This is a genomic window from Virgibacillus litoralis (genome assembly GCF_017873675.1).
In the GTDB taxonomy this organism is placed as follows: domain Bacteria; phylum Bacillota; class Bacilli; order Bacillales; family Amphibacillaceae; genus Lentibacillus; species Lentibacillus litoralis.
The window spans coordinates 12,889-36,078 of record NZ_JAGGKK010000007.1; the positions used below are offsets into that span (position 1 = coordinate 12,889).

Genomic DNA, 23,190 nt, shown 5'->3' on the forward strand with positions numbered 1-23,190 from the left:
TCAGCCGTTACCAAATCTCTCTCACGGTAACGGCTGATTCTTTAATTAGTTTGATCATATTGATTTACTTCGAATAAATCAATTAATTCCATTTTAGGGTGTTTATCCTCGAACCAGCGCAGTGCAAATTCATTTCTGAATAAAACAATATGATTCTCTTCTCTATCTCTGACGAGGATATTCCGTTCATCAAATAATGATTCGTCAACTTGGTGTACTTTTAGCCACCTGGGAATACGCTCTCCAATTGACTCTAGCTCTACTTCCACATTGTATTCATTTTGCATTCTATATTTGAACACATCATATTGCAATTCTCCTACTGCCCCTAGAATATAGGATTCAGTACGATGTCTTTTAAATAATTGAATTGCACCTTCTTGCACAAGCTGTTCAAGACCTTTTTTAAATTGCTTCGCTTTCATTACGTTTTTAGCTGTTACTTTTTTAAACAATTCTGGCGGGAATTGAGGCAGCTCATCATATTCAAAGTGTTCTTTTCCTTCAATTAACGTGTCACCAATTCGGTAGGCATTCGGATCGTATATCCCGATAATGTCACCAGCATATGCTTCTTCAATTGTACCTCTTGAAGATGCAACAAATTGCTGGGATTGCGCTAATTTAATTGGCTTATTAGTTCTTGCCAAATTAACATTCATTCCACGTTCAAATTTACCAGAGCATACCCGTAAAAATGCTATTCTGTCACGGTGAGCGGGATTCATATTTGCCTGTATCTTAAAGACAAATCCTGAGAAATTCGGGTTATCAGGCTGGATGACTCCTTCTGTAGATTTCCTTGGTTTCGGTGCGGGTGCCATGGATATGAATGTATCAAAAAAAGTTTCCACACCAAATGGTGCCAGAGCGCTTCCAAAGAATACAGGTGTTTGTTTTCCTGATAAAACAGTCTCTAATGAAAAATTATCTCCCGCTTCATCCAATAATTCCAGCTCATCTTCTGTTGCCTTAAATGTGGAATCAGACACTAATTCCTGATGTTCAGGTTTATCCAAATCCTCATATGGTATATAGACTTCTTCCTCGTTACCGTTATATTGGACAAATTGCTCTTTATGGCGGTCAAAAACTCCTAGAAATCGTTTGCCCATTCCAACTGGCCAGTTCATTGGGTATGTCTCAATATCTAATACTTCCTCAATTTCTTCTAATAGATCAAATGGCTCTCTTCCTTCACGATCCAGTTTATTGATAAAGGTGAAAATCGGAATCCCGCGCATACGACATACTTTAAATAATTTTTTTGTTTGTGCTTCAATCCCTTTTGTTGCATCAATTATCATAACTACACTGTCTACTGCAGTAAGCGTTCTGTACGTATCCTCACTAAAATCCTCGTGTCCAGGTGTATCCAAAATATTAACCTGGTATCCACCATAGGGAAAATTCATTACACTCGATGTTACCGATATGCCACGTTGTTTTTCTATTTCCATCCAGTCTGATGTTGCAAACTTACCGGACTTTTTTGCTTTGACGGTTCCGGCTGAGCGAATTAAATTTCCAAACAAAAGTAACCTCTCTGTTAAGGTTGTTTTCCCGGCATCCGGGTGAGATATAATAGCAAACGTTTTTCTTTTATTAACTTCGTCGTTTAGACTCATAACAAAATCCCTTCCATTCTAAATTGTTCAATTATAGTTACTCTAGTTACGATAGGGAATTTTGATTTACATCGGAATAATTCTCCTTTAAATTCTTTCATTTATTGATTATACCATCAAAAGATAGCATGATTACAGCCTTAAAGTCAATGAACACAAAGGTTACTAAGAATGGATATTTTTCCGGTGAAAGTGGAAATATACATATGAAAAGTAAAAGACACTATAATACTTTTCAATTGGAGGCGTTTTTTCATGGAAAACAAGTATCATAATGTGCCCTTAACTTCTTCAGAATTAGCCAATCTATGGACACAATTTCAAAATGACAGTATGGCCATCTGTTTTTTAGGCCATTCCCTGGAGAAAGTAGAAGATTCAAATGTTCGAGAAATCCTTAAATTTGCATTAGGATTATCGAAGTCTCATGTTGGAAAAATTAAGGATTTTTTAAATCAGGCTAATTACCCTGTCCCAAAAGGGTTCACGAAAGAAGATGTGAACCTTGAAGCACCGCCACTTTTTTCAGATTCTTTAACTTTGTACTATATGTATATTATGACACTTCACGGTATAACGGGTTATGCTGCGGCTACAGGCACTTCCGTCCGTGCTGACCAAAGAAGTTACTTTATTCAGTGCAATAAAGAATCCATGCAACTATACGATAATATCGTGGAGGTGATGCTTCAAAAAGGAATAGTTAGTAGACCTCCAATTATTAACGCCCCAGAACAAACTGACTTTGTGAAGAATCAACGTTATTTAAACGGGTGGTTTGGGAAACAACGACCATTAAATGCAATCGAAATTGATGGCCTCACTTTTAATGCACAAAAACTTATGGTTAAAGTCGTGTTAGAAATCGGGTTCAGTCAGGTCACCCAATCAAAGGGTCTTCGTAAGTATTTTCAAAAAGGGGAAAAGATTTGCCAAAAGCACATTAAAATCCTTGATTCAGTCTTGGCCGGAGATAACCTGCCTGCACCAAAGAAATGGGAATCGGAAGTCACAAATTCTACAGTTCCACCCTTTTCAGATAAGCTTATGCTTTACCATATTGTCTCACTTGTTTCCACAGCGGCAGGATTTTACGGGGCAGCATTGTCCGTTGTCCAAAGACGAGATTTAGCAGTACAGTATACGCGGCTTATAGGGGAAATTGGACTGTACGCTGAGGATGGTATAAATCTTATGATTAAAAATTGCTGGCTGGAGCAACCCCCTATGGTTGATGATCGTGAAGCTTTGGCTAAAAAAAGAAAATGATAATTTTACTAAACAGGTTTCAATTCTTTTCCAATCTGTAATTTTAGGTATTCGACAGTTCATCACGATCACTAGCACGGGGAGGTTCTTCCATCCAACCGTTATCAATAAGAATGTTTGCGCCGTCTTCTGAATATTTCAGGACTTCATGTATGAAACGGTCATAATGTGCTGTTAAATCGCGCCTTAAACATGTGGATATACTTGTTCCATAATAGCCAATGCCTAATGCGATTAATCCAGTAACGCTGAACAACATCAGGCTGTCGGAAAATGGAGCGACCTTGGATTCCGTTACATATGTATCTGAAGACATCGGAACAGTAAGGTCATCTTCACGTAATATGGAACTGAAAACTTCGTTGTGTTTTGCAGTAATATCCTTACCGCGTACAAAGAATTGTGAAATTTTTTTTGATTTAGCGACTTGACTGAACCCTATTAAAGTTGCTATTCCTAAAGCATTACGTTGGAAATTAGCATAAAGATTGGTCATCTCCAATGATAGTAATGGTCTTCTTTCGCCAAACCAACCGGTTAGAAAGCTTGGCTTTTTGACAACATCAACCTTTTCAGGATAAGGAATATAAGGAGAACGTACATAAAGTCCTTTCGACAACAAAAGATTTTTTGTCATTGTGTCCAGTTGATTCGCTTCTGCTGCGCATTGTGCATAAAACTCGTCAATATCTGATCTTACAGCTAAAGACTTAGCGACACTGTATCCATTAAGTGATATTTGGCCCATCTGACTCATGAACTGTAGCATGTAATTATCAGAATATAATCGTGGGGCGTTTAAATTTGAATCTTGATCTACCGAAAACCCTTTTGGCAGTGGATAATTTTCATCGGTGTAAATGGCCGTTAGTTTCTGGATATGTGATTGGGATAATTGTAAAGCGTGTTCTAAGATTGGGCGAATCTCGGGGTCTTCAACAGTCCTCAAGAAATACATTATCATACATATGGAAGCACTATCATTTTGATATGAAGTCCAAAGTTGTGAAAGCTCTGCTGAAGTCAGTCTTATGTTTTGTTCAGTTTTCATGATTTCAATCCTCCATATAGCGGTATTGTACTTTCCTTGTATTATTTGACGTTAATATATGAAATATTCATTTTCTAATTCTATCTGCAATTTCAATTACCGAGAATAAATATCCACCTATATGAAAAACTATCTTCAAAGGAGGTGCGGCACATGAGTAAATCTTTTACTGGAAAGAAGAAAAACGGAGAAATGACCTCTGAAACCTCTTCCGCTCCTATTTCATCGTCCCTGGAAAAGAATGTCTCTATCTTAAAAGAGATATTTGAATCGTGTGATGATATTATCTTCCAACCCACCCAGATAGATAATAAATCTGTATGTTTTGTCTATTTGTCAGAAATGGTCAACAATCAGGTACTGTACGAAATTGACCGAGGCCTGTCTCATTATTCTACTGATGCTAACAGAGGTTTTACATCACATATTCGACAACAATTTCCATTGGGAACAGTAAATGAATTAAGTGAACTACAGTCTGTTGTTAGGAAGATTCTTTCTGGCCATACAATACTTATAGTTGATGAGTTGGATCACATCTTTTCATTCCATAGCACAAATTCAACAGGTAGGGAAGTTACGGAGCCGACTACTGAGTCAACGGTTAAGGGACCGAAAGAAGGATTCGTTGAAGATATTCATACAAATTTGCGGTTAATTCGCAGAAAACTGCAGACGCCTTCTTTAAAAGTAGAACATTTAACACTAGGTCAACAGACAAATACTCAAGTTAGTATTGTTTATATCAAAGGAGTAGCTGATGACGGCATTGTAAATGAGGTACACCAAAGGTTATCCCGTATCGATATTGATGGGGTTTTAGACAGCCACTATATAGAATCGATGATTAAAGATTCACCAAAATCACCTTTTCCTACTATATATAGCACTGAGCGTCCTGATCGTGTCTGTGGCGGGCTGTTAGATGGGAAAGTTGGTATTATTACAGACGGTTCACCTTTCGCTTTGACCGCTCCTTCTATGTTTGTCGAATTTCTTCATTCGGGTGAGGATTACTATGACAGTTCGTTAGCTTCAACCATCATTCGTTGGGTACGCTTTGTGGGACTTTTCGTCACCTTAATTCTTCCATCATTTTATGTTGGAGTAACGATGTTTCATCAAGACTTACTGCAGACTCCTTTACTAATTCAGATTGCGGCTAATCGTGAGGCGTTGCCGTATCCAGTACTCATTGAAGGACTTTTTATGCTGCTGACATTTGAATTCATTCGAGAAGCCGGATTACGTATGCCCAAAGTGTTTGGTGGCGGAGTGGTTACGATTTTAGGGCTGGTGTTAATCGGCCAGTCAGCTGTACAGGCAGGAATTATTGGACCGTTGATGGCGATTGTTATTTCAGTGACAGCCTTGACTTCGTTTATTTTACCGAATTACGAATTTCACCAGGTGATACGCTTTTGTGGCATTCCGTTACTTTTATTGACAGGATTCTTTGGTTTTATGGGTACTATCGTCGGTCTGATGTTTGGTTTAACCCATTTAGTGAGTTTACGGTCCTTTGGTGTCCCTTACTTCTCCCCGGTTTCTCCTGCGAGAAAAGAAGGGTGGAAAGACGTATTCATTCGAGCACCCTGGTGGGCCATGGATACCCGTACACCGGGGATTGGAGTCGAAAACATAGATCGCGCAGGTAAAGGTAATCGTGCTCGGCCTCCAAAAGCTAGTAAGGAGGATCAGGATGAGAAAAAGTAAGTCTTTCAAATGGATGAGATCAATCTATATAATGGGAGCATTTATTGTCGTTCTATCACTTACAGGGTGTTGGAGTGCCGATGAAATCAATAACCTTGCAGTTGTCAATCTTATGGCCATTGATGAAAATGAAGCTGGTGAAGTTGAGGTCACTACTGTAATTGTAAAACCCCATACACTTTTTGCAGAAACTGCTATTTCTGGTGAAGGAAAAGGCCAATTTCTGATTGAAACAGCAACAGGTAAGACCGTATTTGAGGCAATGGGTAACTTATCGACTGCTATTTCGGAAACACCATACTTTGGACATGTTGATGCGATTGTATTTGGTGAACGGGCAGCACGTGAAAGGATGTTATCCTCCTTAGACTATTTTAAAAGACAAAGTGATTTTCGGCCTAATGTCCTGTTACTTGTAACGAAGGGATCCGCATCCGACGTGGTAAAATCCCCCCCACAGTTGAATGCGACACTTGGTTTGGAAATAACAAACTCAGCACTTTTGAGTAAGTTTGCTCCTGTAGGTATGGTTGAAGATATTAGTCAATTTAGAGAAGCCCTATCCAGCAATACGATAGACGCTACTACAGGAGTCATTAGTCCTGCAAAACAGCAAGGAATTGATGTTCAAGAAGATGAGAAAAAAACAAAGAGTCAACGGTCAGATAACAAAGGAGAAAACCAACAGGATATACCAAAAGTATTAAGTTTGAATGGTACAGCGGTGTTTAAAAATGGGCACTTAAGAGGTTTTCTCGATGAACCGGATACTCGCGGACTATTATGGATAAAAGGAGAACTCCAACATGAAATTGTTAGCCTGAAATGTGGTGGGAAAAATAAAGGAACAGTCAGCTTGAATATAACCGGTTCAAAATCGCAAATGTCCCCTCAACTATCTGGCAGAAAACCAAAGATGAACGTGAATATTCAGGTGGATGCCGACATCGGTCAAGTAACTTGTTCTGATATAAAAATGACTACTCGTCAAATCGATCGTTTAAATCAACAATTAGAGTATTTAGTTAAACAGGAAGCATTTAGCGTATTAAGAAAAGCAAAAAATCAATGGCAAACAGATATTTTTGGATTCGGTAAGGCTTTTTCAAGAAAGTCACCTGACAAGTGGGATCAACTAGCCCCTAATTGGAGGAATGGCCTGCTAAAAGAGATGGAGATTGATGTAAACGTTTCAGCAAATATTACACGGTTTGGAGTTTTTAAAAATCCAAGTAAGGCGAATGAATCGAGGTAGCGTATGAATATTTTATTTAGTTTACTCCTCATCGTATTGATTGCCATCACGACAGGAACACATATCTATTTTGTATGGAAAAAGAAGGATTATAAAACGTTATTCGTCCAATTTGGGATAGTCGGTCTCAGTATTGTTGCGGGGATTTTAGTGATTTATAATCTTTCAGACCCTTCGATTTCCAAATTATTAAATATGTTGAGTCCACTGGAGAAATGAAACGGAGGTACCAGCCATGATTGAAAAAGGCAGAATTAGTAATATTCAGGCAGCAATGTTAGCTATCACATCCTTAACGATCATTGGACATTTGATATTACTAACAGTGGTTATCCACCAAAGTCGTCAGGATGGTTGGATTGCAGCTATTGCAGGCACCATTTTAGGGTTGGTTGGCATTATTTCATTAGTGAAACTGTCCCAAAGCTTCCCGGGTCTTACGTTAATTGAAATTTTATTTAAACATTTCTCGTGGATTGGGAAAATCATTGGTGTGCTATATCTGATTTATTTTTATATCATGGTTATTTTAGGAACAAGGTTGTTTGTAGAAGCCTATAAATTAATTATGGATGAAACACCAATGTGGGCCTTTGTGACAGTTATACTTCTTTTAACGTCTTTTATTGTGTATTTGGGATTAGAAACTATGGGACGACTGAATCAGATTATGTTACCAATACTCGTAATCATCGCGATTGCGGTGGTCTTTATGACGATGGGGGAGAAGAAGGATTATACCAATTTGCTGCCAATTATGGGGGATGGTTTTATGCCTGTTACAATAGGGTCGTTGTCGGTAATGGGATGGTTTGGTGAATTTGTCATTTTGGGCATGATCCTTCCCTATGTTCAACGACCGAAAAAACTGGTGAAAACTGGGGTGGGAGTAGCAGTTGTTACGTTAATTTTTTTCCTTGGTCCAATTACTGGGCCAATTGCTTTATTTGGTGCCGATGAGGCTGCAAAAATGGCATTCCCCACCTTTTCAGAAGTTCGCTACATTGAAGCAGGAGAGGTTATCAATCGATTTGATGTTATTGCGGTTCTTTTTTGGACGATTGGCCTTATGATTCGAATAGCTCTATTTTATTACGGATTAAGTTTAGGTTTGGCTCAAGCTCTTAAATTAAATACATATCAACCTTTAGTCATCCCACTAGCCTGGCTGATTGGAATAGGTGCCATTCTATTCGCCAAGAATTATGCAGAACTAAATGAATTCCTGTTTGAGTCATATGTTCCTATAAATATACTGATGGGTGCAATTCTCCCATTGGCTCTATTCATTTGGGGATACAAGAAACGGAAAAAAGGGTAAGGGTGCTTCTGTCATTTCCTGTTTTTATATCAAATTTTTTGAAAACAATCACTTAAAAGCAACACGAAAATGCATTGATATTAATTAAATCAATGCGTTTTTTTATGCCTATTAAAATCGTTCACCTCTAAGTTATGAGAACACGATTTCTATTCAATTCCAGTAAAAATGTCACTCATCAGAGTTATAAATCGTTGAAGCTATTTAATGTGGAAAAAGAAGGAATATTTAGGTGGTAGATAGAAGTGAAATGGTAGCAGGTAGAAGTAGAATATAAACATAACTGTTTTAATCGTGATTACTGAAGTAATTAGGATTTCCATCAAATCTTCTAAGTAAACATTACAGCATATAATAGCCTAGTATATCATCAATAGTAGATTTGAGTAACTATATATAAATTATAAAGGAGCTGGTTATTATGTTTTCTGCATTAACCCCACTTGATTGGAAACGGAGAGCGGTGAAATATTATTCGGAAAAAACTGCGGTCATCGACGGGGATAAGCAGTTTACTTACAAGGAATTTGGGGAGCGTACAGACAAGCTTTCAGTGGCCTTACATGAAACAGGCATACGAGAAGGGGATCATGTTGCAGTAATGCTGCCCAACACGCACTATATGCTTGAGAGCTTTTATGGTATCTGTCAGCTTGGCGCTGCAATGGTTCCTTTGAATTATCGTTTAACTGCTGAGGACTTGAAATATATTATCAATCACAGTGATGCGAAAATGTTAATTGTTGATGAGGAGTTTTGTGGTCCGATTGAGGAAATTCAAGATCAGCTTTCGTTGGAACAGATTGTCATTGTTTCGGTTCCAGGCCATGAAACGACTATAAAAGGCGTGGATTATGAGGCATTTCTTCAACATGTTTCAAAGAATGCTGAACCTCCATTTGTTGAAATTGATGAAAATCAGCTTCTAACGTTAAATTATACGAGTGGAACGACTTCGAAACCTAAAGGTGTGATGTTGACTCATCGAGGTAATTACATCAATGCAGCTAATTTCATGTACCATCTTGGTGTTAATCACGATGATGTTTATCTTCATACATTACCGATGTTTCATGCAAATGGCTGGGGAGGCGTATGGGCGATTACGGCAGCTGGTGGTACCCATGTTTGTTTGAGGAAGGTCGATCCGCCTCATATTCTCGATTTATTTGAAAGTGAAAATATCTCATTGTTATGTGGTGCCCCTACTGTTGTGAACATGCTGGTAAATGAACCAAAAGCAAAGGAAACAAACGTTAAGACGCACCCGCGTATGGCGACAGCTGGCGCGCCCCCAGCTGCGGCTCTTATTAACAAAGCACAAGATATATTAGGGTTAAATATGATCCATGTTTATGGTTTGACCGAAACTTCACCTTTTATATTATATTGTGAATGGAAAAGAGAATTTGATTCAAAATCCGCTGATGAACAAGCGACAATTAAGGCGAGACAGGGGATTGAATTGGCATTTAATGGAGAAACCAAGGTGGTCAATTCAGATGACGCAGAAGTTGCTTGGGATGGGAAAGAATTAGGAGAAATTATTACACGTGGAAACGTCGTGATGGAAGGCTATTATAAGGATGAGGAAAAAACTGCTGCTGCAATTAAGGATGGGTGGTTTTATACAGGGGATCTAGCGGTCACCCATTCGGATGGGTTTATCGAGATTCGGGACCGTGCCAAGGATCTGATTATCTCCGGTGGTGAAAATATTTCTTCCACGGAGGTAGAAGGTGTATTGTATAAAAATCCGGCTGTTATGGAGACTGCAGTTATCTCAATACCTGATGAGAAATGGGGCGAGGTCCCTAAAGCTATTGTAGTGTTGTATCCAAATACGAATGTAACGGAAGGGGAAATTATAGACTATTGCAGGTCTAATATGGCTCATTTTAAAGCACCGAAAGCAGTTGAATTCGTGGAAGCATTGCCGAAAACAGCTACAGGAAAATTGCAGAAATATCGCTTAAGGGAAATGTACTGGGAAGGGTCGAAGAAGGTGAATTAGAAGGTGTAAGGGAAGAGAGATATTCCTGAGGCTTCATGGTTTACAAGTGTGATGGAGAAATATTGGAAAATCCATGCATTAATACATGCTTAGCATTTTTAATTTTTAGCAGTTTTCAAAGTATAACTACTTTCGTTCTGCATTAGTGATAATGAAACAGTGCAGGTTGTCCTTAAAGATGGTAAAGTAGAGAAAAATATACAGGATTAAATGCTGACTTTCGCATATTAATGAGCATGGATACTATTCCATGCTTATTTTTGCAGGTAAGAGAAAATAATTTTTTCTTACTGCATAAGCGCAACTAAGGCTTGGTGATAAGCCAAATTTTTAACATTTTAAAAGGAGCTGAGACAATGGATACAAATAACTATTTCTCGTTAAATGAAAAACTGCTGGAAGAGTATAACGATGAACATAATTATGATGGTGTTCTAGGAGAACGGCTTGCCTTTCGATTAAATGAATTATCTCAAATTGGTCTAACAGACGATAATGGTTCAGACCGGCCAGGTTTCTCAATGGAAGAGAAACAGGCAAAAGAATTGGTCTCAAGATGGATGCAGGAAGCAGGACTGGATGTACGAGAAGATGGGGCCGGGAATATATTTGGACGACTTGATGGAAGAAATAACGGACTCCCGGCGATTCTAAGTGGTTCACATCTTGATAGCGTGCCAAATGGAGGCCATTTTGATGGACCGCTTGGGGTATTATCGGCATTGGAAGTGGTTGAAGCTTGGAATAAAACTGGTTTTAAGCCTGAAAAACCTTTTGAAGTAGTCATTTTTTCGGATGAAGAAGGGTCACGTTTTAATGGTGGGCTAAACGGTAGTGAAGCATTAATCGGAAATAGTCACCTGGAGAAAAAATTAAAACTTGTTGATAAAGATGGACTAAGCTTTGAAGAAGTACTTAACAATGTTGAATTAACTATTGAAGGGTATTCTAAGGCTAATCGCAATTTAGATGATATTGAAATGTTCGTTGAAGTGCATATTGAGCAAGGGAAGAGGCTTGAAAACAGGGAATTACCCTGTGGAATTGTCACAGGTATTGCAGGTCCGTGCTGGCTGGAATTAACGTTTACAGGAGAAGCAGGACATGCAGGCAATACACCTATGAACGACCGGAAAGATGCATTGGTAGCAGCAAGTGAGTTTATATTTGAAGTCAATAAGCTTCCAGGTCAAATAAGTGATTCAGCAGTTGCAACGGTTGGAAAGCAATTAGTTGAACCAAATGGCGTGAACGTGATTCCCGGAAAAGTAGTTTTATATGTTGATATCCGGGATATCTTTCTGGAAACAAGGGATCAATTAGTAGATGAAGTATTATCTTTATCAAAAGAATTTTCCCAAAAACATCAAATTACTGTCGAGCATGAAGAGAAGTTGCGTGTAGAACCAGTTCCAATCGAGGAACAAACACAGAACATTCTTGAACAATCATTCCATGAACAAGGAATTGAGCCATATAAATTACCAAGTGGCGCAGGGCATGACGCAATGATTATTGGAGACAAACTTCCCGTTGCAATGCTGTTTATACAAAGCAAAGATGGTATAAGCCACAACCCAGCAGAGTGGTCTGATTTAAACGATTGCGTACAAACCGTTCATGTATTGAAAAACTTTATAGAAAACCTCCAATAAGTGGCCTATAGACTTATAATAAAAAGCTCCAATTGACATTTAGGTCTTTATTCATATTGAATCTAAAAATTAAAGAAATAGTTTAAAATAAAGTTTTTTGATTACAATATGTAAAGACTAGAATTGTTGATTTAACTTAAAAGGAGCTTCGATATGGAAAACATTCATGTAATTATTGAGAGACAAGAAGATCCAGATTCAAAGCCGTATAATGAAGAATTTACGGTGCCATATAGCCCTAATATGAATATAATTTCTGCCTTAATGTATATTCGGCAAAATCCAGTTAATAAAGACGGGGAAAACACGATTCCAGTACAGTGGGAAATGAGTTGTCTGGAAGAAGTTTGTGGTATATGTTCAATGCTCATAAATGATGTTCCTCGTCAAGCATGCTCAACCTTGGTCGATAAAATAGAACATCCTATACGGATAAAACCGATGAGAACATTTCCGGTTGTTAGGGATTTGATCATCGATAGAGAAGACATGTTTGATTCACTTAAAAGAGTAAAAGCATGGATACCCATTGATGGTACATATGATATCGGTCCGGGTCCAAGGATGAGTGAAAATAAGCGTGTAATGGCCTATGAGCTATCGAAATGTTTTACGTGTGGTGTTTGTTTAGAGGCATGCCCGAATGTGAATGATAAGAATGAATTTATGGGACCATTTGTTTTTCCTCAAGTTCGGCTTAAAAATGCCCATCCTACCGGAGAAATGAATAAAGATGAACGAGTTGAAAGTTTCATGGATGATGGCGGACTACAAGGCTGTGGAAACTCCCAGAATTGTGTTCAAGTATGTCCTAAGGGTATTCCTATAACCACTTCAATTGGCGCAGTCAACAGGGAAGCTACAATTCAGTCATTCAAAAGCTTCTTCGGTGCAGATTGAATGGAATAAAGGATGAACAGAGGAAAACCTGTATCAAGAGTGATACAGGTTTTTTAGTACCTTTAATTTAGTTTCGATTGTTGCGGTTATTTCTATTGTTATTATTGTTGTCGTTATTATTGTTATTGTTGTTATCTAAATCATCAACAAACTCGTTTTCATTAGCGAATTCAACATTGTCAGCGTTCTGGTTACGGTCGTTATCGTTGTTGCGGTTATTGCGATTTCTGTCTCTGTTATCCATAACTAACCTCCTATTTTTAGACTTAGTGTAAAAAATTACTTCCTGTTGCTCGAAGTATAATTCCACCGCAAACCTTATTTTATCCATTTCAATTAAATTAATCCTAAACTTTTGTTTCTAATCAGAATAACGAGGATAAGATGAATATAAGCTTTTCATGAAAATCGTGATATTTTGGATGATTTGACAAACACTAATAACTAATAAATACAAATTAGGAAAGGATGATTTTTATTCTATGGATCATTTAAAAGCGTTAGGACTTAAATTTGTCGCTATTTCTATTACAGTATTCTCGATATTCGGGATTTTCTATGATGCCACCCTGTATAATCTGTTTTGGATAAGTCTGCTGGTTACAGGGATATCTTATTTAATAGGAGATTTATTTATCCTTCGAAAATTCGGCAATGTTACGGCATCCTTTGCAGATTTTCCGCTAGCATTTCTGTCATTATGGATCCTGGGCAATTTGTTTCTAGCGGAAGGTATTCCCATTATAACTATTTCTATAATGGTAGCCTTCTTCATCACTTGTTGCGAACCTTTTATTCACGGATTTATACAAGAACGTTTTGCTGATGGAGATGAACGCGAGGATTCACGATCACTAAATCAATTACAAACCGAGTTTTCCGAGGAGACGAATGAACATACGATTAAAAGTGAAGATAGTGAAAAATAAATTATACTTCACTTCAAATAGAAGGATAATGGACATTACAGTTTCGTTCCCAATTTTTAATAAGGATCTATAGGCAAACCACATGAACCAAGTGCTGATAGATGAATATCCTATACTGATTTCAAAAAATAGGAGGAATATCTAGTGCAAATTGATCCGAAACTTAATGAGGCCCTTACAAATGCAAATTTATACTTTTTGTTAGCAAAAAAATACGAATATGTAGATCCAAAGAAGCATATGTACTTTTATCAAAAACATTTTTATTATGCTGAAATGGTTGACAAATTATATATGCAAATGGAAGAAAATATGGCACAACAGTACAACGCAATACCAAATAATTATAATACAATGTACTAATTCACTTTAGGCCCGGTGACTAGGGCCTATTACATAAATTAGTTTTTAGTTAGATATGATCGTCCTTCTTATCAATATAAAGGGTGCCATCTGGCTGAACCTCTGCATAAAAGATTTGTGAGGGATAATTTACGTCAGCATTTTTAATTTGGCCTTCTACCCAATCCCTGTCAAGGTTTAATTTGGCTAAGTTTTTAGTGTTTATGATACCGTCAGATATTACTTCCGTTGCTATCGGATACGTGTCTGGTGTTGTGCTTAAAACATTCATATCACCTTTTGTTGCAGGTTGATTAATTTCTTTTTTCATGACAGATAGTTTCCCGCTTGTTTCGAAAATAGCATAGGAAACATCAGACATAGAAAATATATTTTTTTGTCTCAGCAATGCCTTAAGTGCTTCAATATCTAATCGGGTTTTACGAAGTGAATTTTCCATAATTTTACCATCTTTAATAACTATCACAGGATTTCCGGTAGTCACTTTTCGTGCACCTTTTGATTTAATATCAATAAAGCCCATAACAAGGGTGAATAAAGTCCATCCAACTAGAGCTAAAATACCGTTCCGTATACTTAAATTCTGACTTGTAACAAGACTTCCGGCAATGGTACCAATTGCAATTGCAGATACAAAATTAAAAAATGTCATTTGACTGATTTCTTTTCTACCCATAATCCTTGCTAAGATAAATAGTACAAAAAATGCTAATATAATTCGAACTAGTAATTCAGGTACGCCCATCTTGTTTACCTACTCTCAAATTAAATATTATTTGCTTTTAGCCAGTGGTAATTGATCTAAGAAGCCAAATTCAATCATCAAATTAAGTGTGTCTTCGCCATATAATGATATTTCTGCTAATAGACGTGAAAATTCGACACCAATATCTTTTCTCATAATTGTTCCTAGTGCTGTACCATACCGGGAGACGGTTGATGATACAAATACCGAAATTTTATATAGCATTAAACGTTCTGAAAAAGGAGAAACTGTACTATCGGTGATTTCACTTTCCCACGTAGGAAGGTTTGGCAGTTCGTCCGCAGTCAATAATGATTGAAAAATGTCCATGTGTTTCTCTGTGATCTCCTGACCCCGTTTAAAATGCTCTCGCAGTTTGTTGGATGAACATATTTGAATAAAACTTCTAAAAAATTCATGTATCAGTTCCAAATTGATAAAGTTAGACTTTAACTGAGTAATTTCTGCCGCGTTGAGTGGCCGTCGCCCAGTAAGCCAATTACCTGCAAAGGACTGTTTTTGTACTTTTTCGACACTACCAGGGATAGGCAGGTGTATTTTTGGCTCGAATAGCCCTTTTTTCTCCATTAGCATAACAAGCTGATTAGTTAAGTTTACTAATTTAGTTACAACAGTTAGATAATAATTTCGTACATCAGAGTTTGTTGACTCTGACAAAGCAATCGTATAAACTGGACCAGCATCTTCTGACAAAATATATTTCACAAACAATATAATGTTGTCATTATATAGTGCAGGTGCCTTAAAATTAAGATCCTCACTTGAAAAACCTTGAGGTAGAGGATGGCCGGACTGATTTAATAAACTCTTCGCTTCACGTACTTGAAAGGAAGTAAGGTCAAGGGCTTTTTCAAGCCACTCGACTATTTCTGGGTCCTTTGCAGTTCCTATAAAGTAACTTGTCACCCCCACAGCCATTGAATTACTTAGATAGGAGTTCCAAAGATTGGTGATTTCCCCAGGTGTTAAGGCATTTGTATTTTCCAAAAATATACCCTCCTATATAGTCATTATGATTATTTTCCCCGCTCATCTACATATTATTCGAATATGCTAATTCAATAGTCGTTTAAGAAGTTTTCTGTTAAGAAACAGAAGGATTAATAGGAAGGGATATACTATGGCAGAATACCAAAGTCGCCATTCATTGTGATAAAAAATATTTACATTCAAAAGTGCAACTTCATATGATAAAGCAAATATAGTTAGAATAAGAATATATAATGATTTAGAGAGGATTCCGTGGACTAAAGGGTATAAATTTACAATTATTATATTTACTGCAGGATAAATACCAAAGGTAAAAATCAAAGTTTTAAAATCGACCCCTTTATCAAAATAGCCATACAGGTCATATTTAAGATCAAGGAAAGTATCTATGAGAAGATGAAGAACAATAGAAATTAAAATTGTGCCATAGATTTCTATCCATGAAATATTTTTTGGTATTAATATTGCTGCTAGGTTAAAGACTGCCACAGACACAAGTAAAAATATCATTATTTCACATCCCCTTTGTTTTCATTATTGGCTTTGAAAATTGTTATCCAGGATTGCGACACCAAAAGCTAAGTGTTCCCAAAGTAATTTTTCAATCATTTCCACTTGACTTTTTTTACAGTGAATGATGAGAACAAGTTCAGTTGATTTGTTTTTCTTCTTTAATTGGTGACTTTGTTTCAGCTTCTGAATGAAAAGTTTAATTACAAAGCCTAAAACAAACCCTACTACCGCCCCAATAATTCCCCATATAATCGGTCCCAATTTCAAATGGAATCCAACGCTTGCCCCAATCACAGCAAAAGCAGTTGCAAAGGCACTTGCCATATCGAATAAGCTTACCCCGTCCGACCTATGAAGTGTATCAAACAATTTCATTTTTTCCTTTCTGCTGTCGATGGGAACTGCCAAAATATTTTCCTTGGGAATATTCTCTTTTTCCAAATAAGAAAGTACTAACTCCAAATAGGCTGAATGATCAAAAGTGGCCATTATATACATTTCTTCACTTGCTCCTTTTAATAAGGTTTAAGGGTAAATTAAATTGTTTATTTTGGTATTTCTTTTTTAGGAAAGTTCTCTGTTCACTATCAAATAATTTATTATTCTCCACGGTATTTACGTAGGCATCATAGATAGAGAAAAAATAAACAGAGGGTAAGAACATTAACCATTGAGGATTCAATATCGCCTTAGCATAATAAAAGTCTCCTGAAACCAATAGATGTACACTTTCAAGAACATGTGAAAAATAAACAATGATGGTCGTCCAGGATACAAGGAAAAAAGCTACAACAATTCGGTGGATGTATATCTGACCAGCTCCAGGCATGAAAAAAGACCACATAACAGCCATCCAGGGTTTTCGTTTATCCAAATAGTTAATCTCCATGGATGTGATTTGAAAATTTATGAAGCTTGCATTTTCATGATCAGCAAGTATGTAAGCTTTATTTAAATCAACCGATGTCCGATAACTATCCCATATAGCATAAATGTAGACAGGTATATATAAAAGTATCCATCTGGGTTCCAAAACCTCTTTTGCCATATCAAATTGTCCTCCAAAGGTATATACCATAGATAGATTTAATTTCGAATTAACATTAATAACAATTTCCCATATAAATAACAGAAAACCTCTTAAATATTTCGAGAGAAGCAGGTGTCCAAAGCCGGGAATTGCCGCAGACCACCAAGCAATCACATATGGGTTTCTTAAATGGATTTGAGTGGTACCCAATGGGCTTACATATGCTTTATATCGTCTGGATCTATCTGTGTTTTGGTAATTCTGCAAAATATCCCCTCATTTCTACCACCTTAAATGTTATTGTTTACAACTTGTCAGGTTAATATTTATTGTTTTAGCCTGAATAAAAATAACGTCTGGAGTAAAACTATCTTTGTAAATAAAATTCAAAGGAGTGTATTATTATGGGTATTTTGTCAGGTAACCCAAAGAAACAGCCACTTCACTATGGAGAGGTATTTAGCATGTGGTCATATTTGGTGGTAGCAAAAGGGAACTATGCTGCATTTCAAACTTATATTAATCACACGGGTGACAAGGATTTAAGACAATTGCTGGAAGAATTAATTCAAGGTATAAAAAAAGAATCTGAAGATATAGAGGAAATTTTGAAGATGAATGGCATCACGATTCCTCCTTCACCTCCAGAACGCTCTTTAGCTGACCTTGAAGACATTCCTTCAGGGGCAAAGTTTAATGATCAGGAAATAAGTGCAATGGCATCAGCAAGCCTTGCTGCTGGATTAGTATCCTGCAGTTCAATTATGGGCCAGTGTACTCGTGAAGACGTTGCAATGTTGTTCGGCCAGTTCCATATGAACAAAAGTCAAACGAGTGCAAAGGCACTTCGTCTGAATAAGGAAAAAGGATGGCTAATAACGCCACCGCTTCATACTGATATACCTAGTCAGAGCTAAATTGCAATAATTAAAGCAATGGAGGTGTGAATTTGCCAAAAAAACGAAATAAAGTAAATCCAGAAGATAGCCGTAAAGTCGCTGAAAAGAATTATGAGACGTCTGATTACCAAGGTCATACACAGATTGAAAAAGGTTTGGCCGAAACACATGAACAAGTTTCAGATGATTATTTTGAAGGAACAATTGACCAAAAACGTGAATAGGCTTATGAAATATGGCAATACATGACTAAATAGGGTTACTATCCACTTATGGCTGCACTACAAAACGCAATCCAAACGATAGCTAATATATATCAGCCAGTACAACAGTAAAGAAGTTTGAAGTCACTTTTCATTTAATTGGAAAGTGACTTTCTAATTGTATAGGAAATTATAAAATTTAAGTGCAGTGGATAACTGGACTTCTGAATCACCGACGTCCAGCTCCAGCGCCTAGCGCCTAGTGGACTTCCCTCCCCGTGTCTACGATAAGTCAACATCGAATCGCTTACGCTCTTCGTGTATCCTTTATCTCAGGGAAAAGAAAGATCGACTAAGACCGTCGCTTTGCGCGGCAACGTCGACCTACCCGCGATGCGCGGGCACAGTCCATACGGCGCTTAACAGGCGCTTGCGCTTTTGTTCTTGATTCACTTACATTTTTCTGAAATTTATTCGTTTAACATGCCACCTTTTAAGCTTGATTAACGATAGTAGTAGTGAACCTTTCTTATTATTACTATCGATTCTCAACTGGCTAAGGTGGCATGGAAATAGTAAAATTATTATAGTTCTGCTTGTAACCTTTGTTGCACTTTAACATTTGAAGTTGATATAAAATGTGACACAGTGAAAATTATTATGTTGCTATCTCTTGTTCTTATCTGAGTACTTCAAAGTTCCGGCAGAATAATTTGCTTTCACCACTTTTAGCACTAATGTGTCATTTGCTCAGCGGCCACTCATCAGGGTTATGAGAAAGCGACAGCTGTTCAAATAGGTCTTCATCGGTGTTATGAGAACGTGAATTCTGTTCAAATAATGAGAAACGTGTCTTCACTAAGGCTATGAGACCCGGTCAGTTTTTTTTCGGATTATGTCGTAATGTATATATTTTTTTATAAAAAATAGTCATTTAGATTAAAGAACTTACTGCTTATTGGCTTGTTGCTCTACTACTATGGTGTTAATATAAATAAAGATAATTACTTATTCTGGTATGGCAGTGTTAAACAAATTAGTTCTCAGCTTTTTTATCGGGTTAAAATAGATACATAGATAGGGTGATTACAATGAGAAAAGCGACATCAAAGACGGTCATGCACAGTTATCCTGGTATGGTCGCACTAGTTACGGTAACCTATAATGGAAAAAGTAATATTATGGCTGCTGGATGGCATTCCTATATTTCTTTTGACCCGCCGATGTATGGGGTGGCAATTGGGAGAGAACGTTATACATTTGACCTGGTTTATGATGCTGGAGAATTTGCGATTAATTTCGTTCCATATGAAAAAGCCGCGTTCATTCAAGAAACAGGGGTATTTACTGGGGAGGATCTCGACAAATTTGACTATGGTAAAATATCATATGATAACGGTTTAACTATCAATGCACCAATTCTTCATGATGCATATGTTGCCTATGAGTGTAAGACAATTGATATTAATACGTATGGTGATCATGATTGGTTTGTAGGCGATATTACACAATGCTATCGTGATGATGATTTATTTTTGGAGAATGGACTTCCGGATTTCAGTAAACTTGAAATTCCGCTTTATTTAGGGCGTTCACAGTATGCAAGGCTAGATCATAAGAGTACTGTTAATACATATACAATGAATACTCCCACCACTTACTCGCCCTCCAGGATTCCTTGAAGTGGGGGTTTCTAACGTATCGTCATGCAAAGACGCTTAACGTTAGTGGGGTTGACACGTTGGTGTGCTGAAAACACCCAACCCCTCTATGCCATCGGTTTTCCTTTGGCACTTCTTTTATATGACTTTGGGATTCCAAACATTTACATGATGAAAGGAGAATGGCTGGTTAACTTGTAAGAGGCCTACAGCTTTTTTTAGAATATTCGCTGCACCGTTGACATCAGCATTTACGAATAACCCTTTGGCTGTTCGATATAAGCCGCGCTTGATTCGACTTCCAGTAAATGCTGGTCGTTGTTCGTTGGCCTCACCAAAAATAGGTATGGCATCGCCATCTATAAAGCTTGCTTTGGATGTGTAGGACTCTTCTGTTGTAACTACTCGAATTCCATGTTTTTTCGCCTTATAGGTAATCATGGAAATCAGCATGGCGTGCGGAATACTTACAAAGGCCTGATTGTTTCGTTTTCCCATACCTGTCTCTTGTTTCCAGCCCTTGTTTTGACCAATAATGATGGTGTCTACCATTTCTTCCATGGCAAGATTCACCACTTGATGGCTGGCCTTGTGAAAGATATCCTTTAATCTTTTATATCGAACTTGATGCAATCGCTCCAATCGGCGGGAGGTAAAGGGACCTTCGTTGGTTGTTTTTCCATGACGAAGAACGCCCAAATAATGAGCTTTTTGTTTATTGTAATAGTGATTGATGGATTTCACATGCTTACCTTTGATCAGAAATGGCCTTGTACCGGTGTTTGTGACCCCGGAAATGAGATTGTTAATTCCCAGATCAAGTGCCATGAATCTGCCGGTCATAGGAAGTTTGGTCGGAAGCTGGTCCGCTTTGACGATCAGTTCCACGACATAGTGACCATATTTTGGAATGACCCGTACCTGCATGAGCTTTCCATTCGCCATGCCAAGCTTGCCTATGTTAAGTCTTTCTTTTGTTTTAGGGAATTTCAAATACTTTTGGTCTTTGATAACACAATCCTGGTTGGTGAAAATAACTTCTTTCTCTAAGGAGCGACAGTATTTCGGGATGCCTGGTCTGGCTTTGTATTTTTCGGGATGGAGGCGATAATCTTTTAAACTGGCGTAAAAACCTTTCCAGTTTTGAAAGACTGTTTTCATCACCCATTGACTGCTCTGGATTGGCAGGGCAAGGTAGTCAGGTTGTTTGATGGTGTGAAACAAACGATTTAAAAAGGAATAGTTGATGTATGGATTTTCCTTTGTCGGTGCCTGGAATATGTTACACGAAAGTTTTTCTCGTTCATCCACGGGCTTGGCATTTTCTTTTGCTAGCCTGCGTTGATATGCCAGCATTTGTTGTTCATTCATCGCATCTAAGTTATGGTAAATGGTAGTCAGTACTTCTTCCTGCAAAGGGTGCAGGCGGCCTTCATTTATCAAAGCGGTAAACACTTGTCTGATGTAAAAGTTAACCACATTATGCATGTTTTTGGCACATTGACTCAACTCTTTAAAATAGTCGTACATGCGGTGACCAGGCTTAATCCAAATTTGTTGCGTATGGTAAGATGCTTCACAATTCTGATTGTTTATTGTATTCACCTCCTGATTTAGGAACATGTGTTCTATTGTTATTCTAGCACATAACTTTTCAAGAGGCAAGTCGGATCATTGGGATGGCATTAGCCATCTCTGATCCGAAGTCGATTAACCCCACCCTACTCACTGGGCTTTGCTCTTCAGGTTCCTTGAGGATGGGGTACTCTCGACTAAGTAGATAGACAGTTAAATTTTCGAATGGGAAGGGGGCTAAAGTGTTGGAAGCATTCGGGCGCGGATGTTTGTACATAATTATAGGAATTGCAGTACTGTTCTTTCTAGCAATGCTTACACAAAGTCATATTAACATTCCAATATTCCTGGTAATTCCACTGGTTATACTAGCTTTTTGGGTAGCAAACAGAAAGTCCAATTAAGATAAGCATTCATATTCATTATAAAGTTAAGCTTAAGTCCTAGTGGAGATTTAAGCTTTTCTAAATAATAAAACTATCTTTCTATATGTTAAACTAAAACTACTATTTCCATGTGCAAGTTGAGGTGAACATTGTGAAGAGTAAACCAATATACGTTGAAGTACCCATTGAATCAGAGATGAATATGTTATGGGATGCAACACAAACTCCAAAACTCCATGAACAGTGGGATCTTCGTTTTTCGTCAATTACCTATCTTCCTAAAAAAGAAAACCAGCCACAGGAATTTACATATAAGACAACTATTGGTCCTGGTCTCTCAGTTGAAGGGTGGGGGAAAAGTGTTGGCAGTTTTCATGCGAAAGATGGATCGAAAACATCTTCTTTACATTTTGGAACAGACCAGGCAAGCTCCCTTATTCGTGAAGGAAGAGGGTATTGGAAGTATATTCCTCGATCAGATTCCTCAATCATATTTTTAACACAATACAATTATGAACCCGGTCTTGGCAGGATTGGTAAATTGATTGATAAATTTATGTTTCGCCCACTTATAGGATGGGGGACTGCGCTAAGTTTTGATGTATTGAAACGATGGCTGGAGCAAGGGGACACACCTTCATCACAGTATCTGAAGTTTTTTAGTTATTGGATTATTACGCTCTTATTTTCATTTATCTGGCTGTATCATGGGCTTGTTCCAAAAGTAATTGGTATGCATCCAGCTGAGGTAGGTATGGTCCAAAGTGCTGTACCTATTTCGTATATGCAAGCATCCTGGGTTGTTCTGATTGCTGGAATTATCGAAGTATTATTCGGGGCGGCCTGGCTGGTGTATTCGAAAAAAAGACAATTGTTTCAGTTACAAATTATTATTTTTCCTCTGTTAACAATGGGAGCAATTATCGCACAGCCAAGCAGTGCTGTGGATCCGTTTAATCCCTTAACATTCAACTTAGCATTATTCATTCTGTCTGTAGTGGGGTTAATGTTCAGCAAAAATGTTCCTACAGCAAAAAATTGTAAGCGAAAGAGGTAGGGAGATTAA

The 23,190-nt window shown here is 37.6% G+C and carries 23 protein-coding genes and 1 pseudogene; 15 read left to right on the forward strand and 9 right to left on the reverse strand.

Annotated features, from left to right (window positions below):
• Positions 1-41 precede the first annotated feature (41 nt).
• On the reverse strand, positions 42-1,628 hold the full coding sequence (locus J2Z82_RS07590) for a peptide chain release factor 3 (protein WP_209480186.1): 1,587 nt from the start codon (positions 1,626-1,628) through the stop codon (positions 42-44).
• Positions 1,629-1,883: 255 nt separating this feature from the next.
• Between J2Z82_RS07590 and J2Z82_RS07595 the strand changes: the two genes are divergently transcribed.
• Positions 1,884-2,897 carry a DUF3231 family protein gene (locus J2Z82_RS07595; protein WP_209480187.1) on the forward strand — a complete coding sequence of 338 codons (1,014 nt, stop codon included), beginning with the start codon at positions 1,884-1,886 and terminating at the stop codon, positions 2,895-2,897.
• 43 nt (positions 2,898-2,940) lie between these two features.
• On the opposite strand, the gene J2Z82_RS07600 is transcribed toward J2Z82_RS07595, so the two are convergent.
• A complete protein-coding gene (locus J2Z82_RS07600) occupies positions 2,941-3,948 on the reverse strand; it encodes a DUF3231 family protein (protein WP_209480188.1) in 1,008 nt (335 codons plus the stop codon).
• A 153-nt stretch (positions 3,949-4,101) separates the two neighbouring features.
• Here J2Z82_RS07600 and J2Z82_RS07605 point away from each other — a divergent pair, with 153 nt between their 5' ends.
• From J2Z82_RS07605 to sdhB, 7 genes are all read left to right on the forward strand, one after another.
• Complete coding sequence (locus tag J2Z82_RS07605; RefSeq protein WP_209480189.1) at positions 4,102-5,664, forward strand: spore germination protein; 1,563 nt, start codon at positions 4,102-4,104, stop codon at positions 5,662-5,664.
• Positions 5,651-6,919 (forward strand): Ger(x)C family spore germination protein, encoded by a 1,269-nt coding sequence (locus J2Z82_RS07610; protein WP_209480190.1) that lies wholly within the window; start codon positions 5,651-5,653, stop codon positions 6,917-6,919. Before J2Z82_RS07605 ends, J2Z82_RS07610 begins: the two co-directional genes overlap by 14 nt.
• 3 nt (positions 6,920-6,922) lie before the next feature.
• Positions 6,923-7,138, forward strand: coding sequence for a hypothetical protein (locus tag J2Z82_RS07615; protein WP_209480191.1), 216 nt, complete (start codon positions 6,923-6,925; stop codon positions 7,136-7,138).
• A 16-nt stretch (positions 7,139-7,154) separates the two neighbouring features.
• Entirely contained in the window at positions 7,155-8,240 is a 1,086-nt protein-coding gene (locus J2Z82_RS07620; protein ID WP_209480192.1) for a GerAB/ArcD/ProY family transporter, read from the forward strand.
• Positions 8,241-8,661: 421 nt separating this feature from the next.
• Entirely contained in the window at positions 8,662-10,254 is a 1,593-nt protein-coding gene (locus tag J2Z82_RS07625; protein ID WP_209480193.1) for a long-chain-fatty-acid--CoA ligase, read from the forward strand.
• Between the two features lie 356 nt (positions 10,255-10,610).
• Positions 10,611-11,909: a M20 family metallo-hydrolase gene (locus J2Z82_RS07630; RefSeq protein ID WP_209480194.1), complete on the forward strand. Its 1,299-nt coding sequence runs from the start codon at positions 10,611-10,613 to the stop codon at positions 11,907-11,909.
• Positions 11,910-12,062: 153 nt separating this feature from the next.
• Positions 12,063-12,809: a succinate dehydrogenase iron-sulfur subunit gene (gene sdhB / locus J2Z82_RS07635; RefSeq protein ID WP_209480195.1), complete on the forward strand. Its 747-nt coding sequence runs from the start codon at positions 12,063-12,065 to the stop codon at positions 12,807-12,809.
• Between the two features lie 67 nt (positions 12,810-12,876).
• On the opposite strand, the gene J2Z82_RS07640 is transcribed toward sdhB, so the two are convergent.
• Positions 12,877-13,053 (reverse strand): hypothetical protein, encoded by a 177-nt coding sequence (locus J2Z82_RS07640; protein ID WP_209480196.1) that lies wholly within the window; start codon positions 13,051-13,053, stop codon positions 12,877-12,879.
• 238 nt (positions 13,054-13,291) lie between these two features.
• Between J2Z82_RS07640 and J2Z82_RS07645 the strand changes: the two genes are divergently transcribed.
• Entirely contained in the window at positions 13,292-13,738 is a 447-nt protein-coding gene (locus J2Z82_RS07645; protein ID WP_209480197.1) for a YndM family protein, read from the forward strand.
• A 144-nt stretch (positions 13,739-13,882) separates the two neighbouring features.
• Positions 13,883-14,101, forward strand: coding sequence for a hypothetical protein (locus J2Z82_RS07650; protein ID WP_209480198.1), 219 nt, complete (start codon positions 13,883-13,885; stop codon positions 14,099-14,101).
• 49 nt (positions 14,102-14,150) lie between these two features.
• On the opposite strand, the gene J2Z82_RS07655 is transcribed toward J2Z82_RS07650, so the two are convergent.
• The 5 genes from J2Z82_RS07655 to J2Z82_RS07670 all read right to left on the reverse strand — a co-directional run bounded on the left by J2Z82_RS07655 (position 14,151) and on the right by J2Z82_RS07670 (position 17,667).
• On the reverse strand, positions 14,151-14,846 hold the full coding sequence (locus J2Z82_RS07655) for a YetF domain-containing protein (RefSeq protein ID WP_209480199.1): 696 nt from the start codon (positions 14,844-14,846) through the stop codon (positions 14,151-14,153).
• 27 nt (positions 14,847-14,873) lie between these two features.
• Positions 14,874-15,854: a DUF3231 family protein gene (locus tag J2Z82_RS07660; protein ID WP_209480200.1), complete on the reverse strand. Its 981-nt coding sequence runs from the start codon at positions 15,852-15,854 to the stop codon at positions 14,874-14,876.
• Between the two features lie 66 nt (positions 15,855-15,920).
• Positions 15,921-16,367 (reverse strand): CBO0543 family protein, encoded by a 447-nt coding sequence (locus tag J2Z82_RS19575; protein WP_280922980.1) that lies wholly within the window; start codon positions 16,365-16,367, stop codon positions 15,921-15,923.
• Between the two features lie 24 nt (positions 16,368-16,391).
• A complete protein-coding gene (locus tag J2Z82_RS07665; RefSeq protein WP_209480201.1) occupies positions 16,392-16,868 on the reverse strand; it encodes a Z-ring associated ZapG family protein in 477 nt (158 codons plus the stop codon).
• Positions 16,869-16,872: 4 nt separating this feature from the next.
• Positions 16,873-17,667, reverse strand: coding sequence for a hypothetical protein (locus J2Z82_RS07670; protein WP_209480202.1), 795 nt, complete (start codon positions 17,665-17,667; stop codon positions 16,873-16,875).
• A 137-nt stretch (positions 17,668-17,804) separates the two neighbouring features.
• Here J2Z82_RS07670 and J2Z82_RS07675 point away from each other — a divergent pair, with 137 nt between their 5' ends.
• From J2Z82_RS07675 to J2Z82_RS07685, 3 genes and pseudogenes are all read left to right on the forward strand, one after another.
• Positions 17,805-18,317 carry a DUF3231 family protein gene (locus J2Z82_RS07675; protein WP_209480203.1) on the forward strand — a complete coding sequence of 171 codons (513 nt, stop codon included), beginning with the start codon at positions 17,805-17,807 and terminating at the stop codon, positions 18,315-18,317.
• Positions 18,318-18,364: 47 nt separating this feature from the next.
• Positions 18,365-18,523 (forward strand): annotated as a pseudogene (locus tag J2Z82_RS07680) (DUF4025 domain-containing protein); the annotation flags it as partial.
• 1,070 nt (positions 18,524-19,593) lie between these two features.
• The gene (locus J2Z82_RS07685) at positions 19,594-20,184 is read left to right on the forward strand and encodes a flavin reductase family protein (protein ID WP_209480205.1); all 591 of its coding nucleotides are present in this window, start codon (positions 19,594-19,596) and stop codon (positions 20,182-20,184) included.
• 117 nt (positions 20,185-20,301) lie between these two features.
• On the opposite strand, the gene J2Z82_RS07690 is transcribed toward J2Z82_RS07685, so the two are convergent.
• Positions 20,302-21,651, reverse strand: a complete 1,350-nt coding sequence (locus J2Z82_RS07690; protein WP_209480206.1) for an RNA-guided endonuclease InsQ/TnpB family protein — start codon at positions 21,649-21,651, stop codon at positions 20,302-20,304.
• 329 nt (positions 21,652-21,980) lie between these two features.
• Here J2Z82_RS07690 and J2Z82_RS07695 point away from each other — a divergent pair, with 329 nt between their 5' ends.
• Positions 21,981-22,142: a hypothetical protein gene (locus tag J2Z82_RS07695; RefSeq protein ID WP_209480341.1), complete on the forward strand. Its 162-nt coding sequence runs from the start codon at positions 21,981-21,983 to the stop codon at positions 22,140-22,142.
• Between the two features lie 133 nt (positions 22,143-22,275).
• Positions 22,276-23,181 carry a DoxX-like family protein gene (locus J2Z82_RS07700; RefSeq protein WP_209480207.1) on the forward strand — a complete coding sequence of 302 codons (906 nt, stop codon included), beginning with the start codon at positions 22,276-22,278 and terminating at the stop codon, positions 23,179-23,181.
• The last annotated feature ends 9 nt before the right edge of the window (positions 23,182-23,190 follow it).